At 34.5% G+C, this 10,077-nt stretch carries 11 protein-coding genes and 1 pseudogene; 5 read left to right on the top strand and 7 right to left on the bottom strand.

Annotation, left to right across the window (positions count from 1 at the left end; genetic code table 11):
• Positions 1-83 precede the first annotated feature (83 nt).
• The gene (locus FGQ66_RS14295; RefSeq protein WP_002307650.1) at positions 84-698 is read right to left on the bottom strand and encodes a TIGR01906 family membrane protein; all 615 of its coding nucleotides are present in this window, start codon (positions 696-698) and stop codon (positions 84-86) included.
• A gap of 155 nt (positions 699-853) precedes the next feature.
• Here FGQ66_RS14295 and lgt point away from each other — a divergent pair, with 155 nt between their 5' ends.
• Genes lgt through FGQ66_RS14280 form a run of 3 tightly spaced genes read left to right on the top strand, consistent with a single transcriptional unit; the run spans position 854 to position 2,047 of the window.
• Positions 854-1,657, top strand: a complete 804-nt coding sequence (gene lgt / locus FGQ66_RS14290; protein WP_002294779.1) for a prolipoprotein diacylglyceryl transferase — start codon at positions 854-856, stop codon at positions 1,655-1,657.
• Positions 1,641-1,865, top strand: a complete 225-nt coding sequence (locus tag FGQ66_RS14285) for a DUF2933 domain-containing protein (RefSeq protein WP_002307648.1) — start codon at positions 1,641-1,643, stop codon at positions 1,863-1,865. Before lgt ends, FGQ66_RS14285 begins: the two co-directional genes overlap by 17 nt.
• The gene (locus tag FGQ66_RS14280; protein WP_002307645.1) at positions 1,862-2,047 is read left to right on the top strand and encodes a DUF2933 domain-containing protein; all 186 of its coding nucleotides are present in this window, start codon (positions 1,862-1,864) and stop codon (positions 2,045-2,047) included. The genes FGQ66_RS14285 and FGQ66_RS14280 overlap by 4 nt, the downstream gene beginning before the upstream one ends.
• Before the next feature lie 113 nt (positions 2,048-2,160).
• Here the strand turns inward: FGQ66_RS14280 and FGQ66_RS15885 are convergent.
• The 3 genes and pseudogenes from FGQ66_RS15885 to FGQ66_RS14265 all read right to left on the bottom strand — a co-directional run bounded on the left by FGQ66_RS15885 (position 2,161) and on the right by FGQ66_RS14265 (position 6,291).
• Positions 2,161-3,711 (bottom strand): annotated as a pseudogene (locus FGQ66_RS15885) (IS1182 family transposase).
• A 710-nt stretch (positions 3,712-4,421) separates the two neighbouring features.
• A complete protein-coding gene (locus tag FGQ66_RS14270; protein ID WP_002325571.1) occupies positions 4,422-5,705 on the bottom strand; it encodes a type II restriction enzyme NmeDI-related protein in 1,284 nt (427 codons plus the stop codon).
• Positions 5,706-5,883: 178 nt separating this feature from the next.
• The gene (locus FGQ66_RS14265) at positions 5,884-6,291 is read right to left on the bottom strand and encodes a NusG domain II-containing protein (RefSeq protein WP_002307641.1); all 408 of its coding nucleotides are present in this window, start codon (positions 6,289-6,291) and stop codon (positions 5,884-5,886) included.
• A gap of 271 nt (positions 6,292-6,562) precedes the next feature.
• Here FGQ66_RS14265 and FGQ66_RS14260 point away from each other — a divergent pair, with 271 nt between their 5' ends.
• Positions 6,563-8,062, top strand: coding sequence for a peptidoglycan DD-metalloendopeptidase family protein (locus FGQ66_RS14260; protein WP_085057665.1), 1,500 nt, complete (start codon positions 6,563-6,565; stop codon positions 8,060-8,062).
• 154 nt (positions 8,063-8,216) lie between these two features.
• Complete coding sequence (locus tag FGQ66_RS14255; RefSeq protein ID WP_002336717.1) at positions 8,217-8,753, top strand: class A sortase; 537 nt, start codon at positions 8,217-8,219, stop codon at positions 8,751-8,753.
• 321 nt (positions 8,754-9,074) lie between these two features.
• Here FGQ66_RS14255 and FGQ66_RS14250 read toward each other — a convergent pair whose 3' ends face one another.
• From FGQ66_RS14250 to FGQ66_RS14240, 3 genes are all read right to left on the bottom strand, one after another.
• On the bottom strand, positions 9,075-9,281 hold the full coding sequence (locus FGQ66_RS14250; protein WP_002295288.1) for a hypothetical protein: 207 nt from the start codon (positions 9,279-9,281) through the stop codon (positions 9,075-9,077).
• A gap of 9 nt (positions 9,282-9,290) precedes the next feature.
• Positions 9,291-9,587 carry a hypothetical protein gene (locus tag FGQ66_RS14245; RefSeq protein ID WP_002307630.1) on the bottom strand — a complete coding sequence of 99 codons (297 nt, stop codon included), beginning with the start codon at positions 9,585-9,587 and terminating at the stop codon, positions 9,291-9,293.
• An 81-nt stretch (positions 9,588-9,668) separates the two neighbouring features.
• Positions 9,669-9,935 carry a YfhO family protein gene (locus tag FGQ66_RS14240; RefSeq protein ID WP_002307629.1) on the bottom strand — a complete coding sequence of 89 codons (267 nt, stop codon included), beginning with the start codon at positions 9,933-9,935 and terminating at the stop codon, positions 9,669-9,671.
• Positions 9,936-10,077: the final 142 nt, after the last annotated feature.

Raw genomic sequence — 10,077 nt, 5'->3', positions numbered from 1 at the left:
ATTAGCTTCAATGTTTACTGAGTAACCCATTATTTTGCAGAAGGACGAGTTATTTACACAAAATTATTGACGCTCCCGGCTATTCATAAAGTACGTTCTTCTTTATTAAACAAATGATGAATTGTTGTCAAAGTAGAAACACTTATAGTTACAATTAATAAAAAGCATAAAAAGAAAAATGTTTCCGGTAAAAAACTGATAATTGGATCTGTACGATAGTCAAACATCCAATCATCATTGTCAAAAAATACTTGATGAAAAAGCACAAATGCTTTATCAAAAAACAGAAGTGCCATTACACAGACTGATATTATCATCCACTTGATTAAACTAGTGATTTCTCTGACTTGATCACGCGTTACTAATTTTTTCCTGTTTAGGTATAAAAGAACGCTACTCGTAGAAAGAAGCAATGAATAGTTAAGCTGGAACAAAAATTTAACATCTTTAAAATGGTTTATACCGCGATCTGAGACGTATAGATTATCAAAAACCAATTCTTTTTGAAAAGGATTATTTAAATAGCCCATTAAATTTCTAAAATCTTGATTAACTTGAGATCTACTCCAGTTTTGAAAATTTATATCGCTTTGAAAGAATAAATTGATTTTGAGCAAACCAGGGAAGTTGCTTGTCAATGTAATCGCGAGGGATAAAGCAAAGACAAAAAATAATAGAAATAGCATGCTTTTTTTCATTAAATTAATATTTATATTAGATCACTCCTTTTAATATAATGATAAAAAAACTTGTGTAGAAAATGTGTACCAATGTATCTGTCAAAAAGTCTACATAAAATTTCCATAATAGCCTGCTATAGTCAAAACAAGTTCATTAGGAAGGAGGGAAGAATTTGAGAGAACCCTACGACAGAGTATTTATTTCGTTTGGTCCATTTACTATTTATTGGTATGCCATTTTCATAGTGTTTGGGATCATAATCGGATATTTTGTTGCTAATAGAAGAGCAAAGCGTGCGGCATTGCCTGAGGATACAATTGTTGATCTGTTGTTATATGGATTGCCAGTTTCTATTATATCGGCCAGATTATACTATGTACTTTTTGAATTACCTTTGTACATTGATGATCCTTTAAGTATCTTAAAAATTTGGGAAGGTGGTCTAGCAATACATGGTGGATTAATTGGTGCTGTATTGACAGGGGTTATTTATTGCAAGAAGAAAAATCTTTCTTTTTGGAATGTTGCTGACGTAGTTGCTCCCAGTATAGTAATTGGACAAATCATTGGACGATGGGGAAATTTTATGAATCAAGAGGCCTATGGAGAAATTGTAGACATAGAGTTCCTGCAATCTCTGAAACTCCCATCTTTCATAATTGATCAAATGTATATTGATGGGGCCTACCATCATCCGACTTTTTTATATGAGTCTTTATGGAATATAGGAGTACTCATTATTTTGCTTCTGGTGTCTAGAAATAGAATGTTCTTTGGGCAAATATTTTTAATTTATGTTTCACTATATTCCGTCGGGAGATTCTGGATTGAAGGATTACGGACCGACAGTTTAATGCTAACAGCAAACTTGAGAATGGCTCAAGTCCTGTCCATAGTCCTATTAATTGGCTCTATATTAACTTACATCTATCTCAAAAAATCTAAGGAGGAAGATTTACATGGAAGCATTACTTAATCTCTTACCACTACTATTACTACTAATTTGCCCTATCTCAATGATGTTTATGCATAAAGGGCACGGACATGCTGGGCATCATCATATGCATGGAGAAGATCATTCAAAACACACTGGTTCCGAAAATGATATAGCAAGTTTAAAAATCCAAACTGAGCAATTAAAAGAAGAAGTTGCTACTCTAAAGAACTTAGTTAAGGAGCGATGACAATGCAGTGGTTATTACTTTTATTATGTCCGATAATGATGATATTTATGATGAGGGGTATGCACTCAGGATCGCATAATGAAAAAGATGACGAACAATTGAAACAGGATCTTGAAAATTTAAAAGAGCAAAATGATATCTTAAGTAGTGAACTAAGCGATTTGAAGTCAAGGTTAAAATAAGTTAAAGGAGGCGTGACATAAGTTACCTAGTTACGCTCTCCAAAAAACAAGGAGCACTTGGAAATCATGAGATTTTTCGAGTGCTTCTTGTTTTTTTATTCATTTTGAGTAGTTCAAGTTCCTATTTTTGTCAATTTCATCATATTGATTGCCGTAATGAGTAAACCCGTCTGTTTTCTGACTTTCTCTAAGCCTCGAACCGTGTAGCGAGTGAAGCCCGAACAAGCCTGCATAAATCTGAAGACTGTTTCCACGTCGACTTTTCTCCGCCCATATATTTTTTGAATGTCAGGCGTTGATAACCGTTCTTTTTGTTTTTCTTTATGATACTCCCAAGACGGATTTACAGTGATCTTTCTACGATTCCCCTTTGGGGTTAAGGCTTCAGGAATGAGCGCTTGGTTCGCATCCGTTTTTTCTGCTTGGTATTCTTTAAAATCTCGGACAAAGCCATCCGCATCTGTTCGTTGACGGTAGGCATGAAAATTGAATCGTACCCCTTTGGGGTCGATGTAAAAGTCCTCATTGGGCTCGTAAACCCAATTCATTACTTTCCGGTCATCTGTCTGCCATTTCTTACTTTGTTCTTTAAACATCGTTCCATAAGGAATCAGTGCAGTATGCTGAGGAAGTTCATCTTCTATATAGCGGTAATTGCTTTCTGAACCATAACCTGCATCGGCGACCAAATAATGAGGGGACTTTTGTGCAGTCTTCATTTTTTCCAGTAATGGTTTCAGTGTTTTAGTGTCTGTTGGGTTTTGAAAGACATCGTAGCCGAGCACAAATTGATTACATGTAGCGATCTGCAGGTTATACGCAGGTTTAAGTTGGCCATTTTTCATGTGGTCTTCTTTTACGCGCATAAATGTCGCATCATGATCGGTTTTTGAATAACTGTTTCTAGTCCCATAAATAGAAAACTGCGTTTGATGTTCCAGAAGTTTTTCTCACTTTGCATTTAGTTTGCGTACTTGGCTTTTCAACGTTCGCCGTTGTTGTTTCGCTGGATTTGGCGAAAGACGTTTCGTTGCCTCAACTTCATTTTCTAGTTCATCCAGACGCAGTTCCATCCGTGTTAACAGTTCATCTATCATGTCTACGGTCAAGGTCGTCCCTTCGGGAATCTGTTTCAGGGCATATGCTTCTTTTAGTTCCGTCATCATAGTAAGCAATTTTTCGCGATTCATTTGATCGAACCGGATCGTATTTTTCTTCCAGACAAAGCTGTATTTATTCGCATCCGCCAAGATTTTGGTCCCGTCAATAAACAACGCATCATCAATCAGATTCCGTGCACGCAGATACTCTGTCAACTGATCTAAACCTTTATTGGTCAACTCCTGTACATCGTTGGATACACAAAAACGGGCGATAGTTCGATAAGTCGGAACCCGTTCTTGCGTCAACCAGCGAGCATATAGGTTTTCTTCAGCTAAGCGTTCAATCTTGCGACTTGTAAAGGTTTCTCGCGTATACGCAAAAAGAACCACCTTCATCATGGCACCTAAATCATATTCTCTTGGTCGACCAAAAAGATAGGGGTCATTAATCTGAAGCGCTTCGACCAGTTCATGGATAAAAACGGCGACATGATTTTCTTTTGGAGAAAATGAAGTAGATAGATCCAAAGTGAGTTGATTCATGTTATAATTAGTATACATTTTGTTTAGTCCTTTCAGGATTAAATGATGGTGCATTGGCGGGAACCGGTGCTCCTTTTTATTTTACCCAAAAAACCGCAAGAAATGAACGCTTTCTCGTCATTTCTTGCGGTTTTCTTCTATGGACTTATGTCACAGTCCCTTTAAAATTCACTAAATTCATGGTTCAGAATAGAATTGATTCTCTCAAAATATTTAGTCTAACTTTACTCTTTATAAAACGAATAAGGCATGCGTGGTTTATAATCTTTCTTTATGTATTTCTGACACCAAAGAAAATGATCCTCATCATTCCATCCACTCGTTGCATTCCACCAAGAGTACATAACATCCCCTGGTGTATAGGGTAGTCCATACACCAGGGGATTCTAGAAGTAAGATTTATTGTTTCTTTTTTAAGTGCAAATAGAACCATTATCTTCGATGAATATAAGGAAAATACCTTTTTAGATAACATTTCTAGGTTATGAATAGATAGTATTCACTCTATCCGCAATTTTCTTCAACGAAAAGTTACTAAAATGGAAGCATGGGCAGCATTAATATGATGATTTTCTTCTGGACGTTGCTAAGACATTCAATAGCAATGAGCGCCATTATAAATGTGGAAGCTACTCGTAAAAAAAGGGAAGATTGATTTCCAATTCTGCCCAAATGCTTATTTATACTACAATTAACCGTATTAATTTCAACTTCTTTGTCCAGAATAACTACCGAACTAGTTCACCACTTGGATAATGAGATATCGGGGCTAAAATTGTAAAATCTTTGCCAAATTTCTTCATAAAATTAGCATGTTTCTCTAAATCTGTAAATAGAATGTATCGTAAGTGATCATGCAAATTTTGATTACGCATATAATGTGGTCTATTAAATTGTGCTCGTATCTCCTCTTCACGTTGATCCGGTGAGACAATATACATCATCAAATTTTCTTGATGAATCGAATACAAATCATCCATTCGATTCATCCCAGAAATTATTGACGTCGATTTTTCAACCTCAAAAGCACATATCGGTTCCCCATTTTTTGAAAACCAAATAACATCAATCAAACCAATCGTCCTACTTAACGGATTTGGTAATTGATAGATTGTTTCTGGTAATAGAGGTATAGACACATCTCCTAAGCGATTCCCATCTACAATTCTATTATGATCGTTTGAGGCAATCCAAGCATGATAACCTATCTCATTACCTAAAGTAGCTAAGATATATTGGATTTTTTGGTGCACATTTTTGCCATCCTCTTTTTCCAACTTCTGTTTTATTAATTTCTGGGTGTTACTTTCTGAAATTCTGACATACTCTTCTTCATTTTCGCGAACAATATAATTTAGTTTCCCAATATCAAATAAAAAAGCTGAGATAGCACCCAAATCTTTCGAAAAAAGTCCTCCTAAGCAGTTGAGTTCAATCATACCATCACGGAGTTTAAAATAGTCCTCCCATTTACCTAAGCGAATTTTCGAGCCCGTAAGATAATTATATCCATTTACAATAGCTGTGTTAAAAGGAGGGAAAATGGTAGGTTCTAGAAAATATAAAATGTTTGCGACAGCTGGACCAAGCCCTCTGATTTTCTTTTCTGCTAGAATATTTACAGCAAATAACATTTTAATTTCTTGATTAGCTTTAAGAATTTGATCAAGACAAAGTGAAAAAGCTAACTGATTTTCCCTATTTTCATAAATATCCGGAATTCTCAATTTAGGTTTCCACATAAATGCATGCTTGGCTCCTTTAAAAATTTCTGTTTGTTCTGCAATTACATTCATTATGTCCTCTAGGGCTGAATTTTTAAAATCTGTTGGGAACGTTCCGTTATTGACATGTTTGATAAGTACTTGTACGTATTTCCTAACTTTTTTAAACGCTTTCAAACGTTTTTCACTTTTGATAAACCAAGTTTGATACAGTAAATTTTCGCGTAATTTATATTGATTAAACACATCTGTTAAATAAGTATTATCCACTGTAATGACACCTACCATCCCTATTAATATTTTATAAACTCGTTAGCTCTAATATGGCTTTCTATATGCAAAATTCCGTAACCACCTTAAATGAAGAATAATGTAAACAGGTTTTAGCGATTTTAGTTAACGGTCTTTCCTTAGATTACTCCGTCCATGTCTCTATAATAGGATTCGTGGTACTTATTAGTTCATACTAATAAATTAAAGGATTCTCCTCTACTCCTAAAATTTCAACAATCAATTTATGAGGCAGACATATACTCATTTCCCCTGGTCTACTAATCCAGCCTGTACGAACAGCAATTTGATCAGGACTATTATCTTCTTTTACCCTGATTTTTCCAGGAGCTACTTCAATAATATTGTATTTCCCTTTTTGAGGGTAATATGTTTTCTCAAAAGACTCATTAACTTGTGATAAGTTAAATTTGTCTACAACTTCTCCATCTATTTTAACAACTGCAATTACATCTGTACTTTCCCTATTATTATTTTCATCATTATTAGTATCAAATAGTAAATATGGTACGAATGATGCCATAATGACCGCAGTAATAATGAAATAGTCCCAAGGTTTCATGAGTCTCAATGTTTTATTCACTAAATTCGTTCTCCTGTATTAACTTTTGATATCATACTTTACAGTTGTGTGAATTTTATGTAGGTATGTATATGCTCCATAAAATCTCCATAAGTTTTAGTTATTTTGAAGCTGTCTATTAAATTGAAATATAGCATATGGATCCTATTACTTTTTGTATAGTAATTCCAATTTCAATTCCTAGTAGAACCTGTAGCAACGATAAAATAGAGAGGAGAATATTATGTAAAATGTTTCTTCACAAATAAAATAAGGGAAGTGAAAAATCAATTTGAAAAAAACATTTATATCTACCTCTGTCATTGTGTTTTCGCTATTTTTTAGTAATGGTCTCTTAGCTAAAGCACAGACTATAGAGGAAAAAATCAAAGAAAAAGATGATAAAATTGAAGCGATTGTAAAAAATAAAGAATCAGCTGAAAATTATCTTACTGATTTAGATAACAAAATAACTCAGCTAGAAAAAGAATATAAAAAAGTGCTAGTGGAAAAAAACACATCTGAGAAGAAACTTACCGAGATTAATCAGAAAATTACTGCTCTTGAGGAAAGAATACGCCTTAGGAATAAACTTATCGAAGAGCAGGCTAGGAATGCACAAGTAAATCAAAAAAGTGACTCTATAATATCTGTCATGGTAAATGCCGAATCATTATCAGATGCAGTCACAGCAGCCATTGGTATGACTAAGCTTATTTCTGCTAGTAATGAGATTATGCAGGCCCAGATAGATGATAAAGAAAATTTAGATGAATTAAAAAAAGAAGCTGAGAAAAAAGTTACAGATGCGGAAAAAGAAACTCGATCTCTCGAAGAGAAAGAAAATGACCTTATAGAAGCCAAATTAACTCAAAGTATAAAAATCAATGAGATATCCGCTTCTTTGGCGACAGAGCAATCCGAAAAAGCAAAATTTGAAAATCAAAAACAAGAAGCTGAAAAAAGAAGGGAGGAGGAGCTTAAAGCTATAGCAGAGGAAAAGAGAAAAGAAGCAGAAGCTGCGGCTATTTTAAAAGCTCAAGAGGCAGAAGCCGCATCTATTATATTTGAAAATCAAAAACAAGAAGCTGAAAAAAGAAGGGAGGAGGAGCTTAAAGCTATAGCAGAGGAAAAGAGAAAAGAAGCAGAAGCTGCGGCTATTTTAAAAGCTCAAGAGGCAGAAGCCGCATCTATTATAAAAGATCAGGAAAAAGATGTATCACAACTAGCCGATACCAATGACATAGGAATAGGTCAAGAAAATACTGATACACAGAAAGAAGAACAGATACCAGATGAAACTTCGGAGCAAGATTCGAACTCAGTTAATCAAAATGAGTACCAAGACAACAATAGTTCTTCCGATAATACTCAGATTCAAAGTCCTAGTTCTTCTGGTTGGGGCGCACCCGTAGCCAACATTATCGTCACAAGTCCATTTGGGGGAAGAGCTGATCCTACTGGATTTTCTGGATCTTTTCACAATGGTATAGATATGGGTGGAACTTCTTCAACGCCTATCATGGCATCAAGATCAGGAACTGTAGTGCAGGCGTCATTTGATGGATCCGCAGGTAATTACATTATTATTGATCACGGAGATGGTTACTATTCATATTACCTTCACCTAAGTAATTATATTGCTACACCAGGCCAATCAGTGAGTGCTGGACAGACCATCGGTACCATGGGAACTACAGGAAATTCAACCGGAGTTCATTTGCATTTTGGAATAGCGACTAGCTCAAATTGGTCTGGATTCGTAGATCCTGCTCCATTTCTAGGAATCTAAAAATGATGAAAAAAATCAAGCATCTTTCTTTAAATTTACTTCTAATTAGCCTTTTTCTTATAGGCTTAGTTTTAATATTTAATTTCCAAATTCGATCTTACTTACTGAATAAACAAGTCCACAATATGACATAGCAAATTATTCACAGAAAGATTTGGAAGACAATCTGAAAAGGAAAGGAAACTTTGATTTTGATTCTGTTGAATCTATATCAAATGAGTTAGTATTAAAAGCACAATTCAAGAATAATGATTTGCCTATAATAGGTGGTATCGCTATACACAATGTAAAATTATCTTTACCAATATACAACGGATTGGACAACACCTCGCTCCTTTCTGGGGCTGGAACAATGAAACCAGATCAGCAGATGGGAAAACGAAATTACGCTTTAGCAAGTCATAGTGCTAAAGATAAAACTATTTTATTTTCCCCATTAGAGTTTATTTCTCTAAAAGAAAAAATATATGTAACAGACTTAAAGAATATTTATATTTACCAAGTGTCCTTTAAAGAAAAAGTGGATCCATTAAGAGTCGAAGTCATTGATGATATTCCTAATAAAAATATGATCACTCTTGTTACATGCGGAGATTTGGCTGCTGTAACGAGATTGATTGTACAAGGTACACTGATCGATACAGTTGAATTTAAGAATGCTAATCAATATATCCATTCTTTATTTAGCTAATATAAAAAGTCTTATCAATCCTGACAGATTACGAGTAGTACTTTTTATTAAAGAAAGAAGGTGCTTTCTAAATTCAAATTGGTTTATGGTCATAATAAATTAAATAGGGAAACGAACGCGATTATAAGTTCGTTTCTCTATTTTGTATGAGTGTCTTTAATCTAATTGAAAAGAGCCCTTTTTGATCCAACCTCAAGAAAATTTTGAAAAAATCTTACTATGGAGCTAACTAGTAACGCACCCTATTTAATCATTTAGGAATTTGCTTATATCCCCCTTGTCATTCTATAGTTTCTAGGGAAGATTTAGATTGTGATTTTCCTAAGGAATATCCTCTGTTTTCTTGATATAATCCAGAAAAAGTAAAAATAAAAAGCACCCAGTTGCAATACTAGAGATTACCAAGCCTACCAAGAATCCTGGTGCGAAAAATTCTCCAGCAATTTTCATATTACTATCTTTTGGTAAGTTAGACAATTGAATCAAATCGTCAAAAGCTACTTTGTAAGGATACTCTTCCCCGTCCACAGTAAAAACCTAACCTGGTTCATAGAGAATAGGTATAACAAGATTATTGCTTTCCTCATTTTGAATTTCTCCAGAAAAGCTTTTCTGTTTGAATGAATCTATGTCCATACCATAATTCGGGAACCGTTGCATTGATGTCGCCAAATTATAGTAATCAATCATAATAAAATTTAATGAGAAATCACGAACTACTTGATTTTCTTCCCAACCTAGCAACAATTCTTTCGTTTGAGCATCAATTTGATGCCAGCAGGGATCAAATTGTCGACTTTCCAAATTGGTCACATAGTGCAAATTATTGGCCAAGTTGACGGGAAAATAAACATAAAGTAACTCATCTTTTGTTACTTCTAGAACGTCAAATGAAAAAGAAGCAATATCTGAGGTTTAACTCACTTCGCTTTCTATAATCTTTACACCGCTAGTCGCTTGATGCTGGATTTCTTGATTAGGAATTACTTGGTATTGGTTGCTTAGCAAAATATCCGTAATAACTGTACCACCATTCCGTTTAGCACGGACGTTACTTGTTGAGTACCCTAATCTCGTTAACATTAGTAAATATTTTTTATTGTTCATTGAACTAAATCCTGATACTGAGGGGAAATCATAGTAGAGATTGTCTTTATCAAAGGATGCATAAGTTGAAGTCACTTTTTTTAGTGGTTCCCAATATTCTTGATATACTTCAAATTCTGTTAGAGTTTGGTTGATTGTCTTGGAATGGCAACAGTTTTTTTGACAAATTTTATAAGGTGCAGAACTTCTTTCCGTATGCTATTCCGATTGTCCTTGA

Source organism: Enterococcus sp. BSD2780061688st2 D3, from assembly GCF_005844145.1.
In the GTDB taxonomy this organism is placed as follows: domain Bacteria; phylum Bacillota; class Bacilli; order Lactobacillales; family Enterococcaceae; genus Enterococcus_B; species Enterococcus_B durans.
The sequence above is the reverse complement of the archived record's forward strand: the minus strand, read 5'-3'. Positions and strand labels throughout refer to the sequence as shown.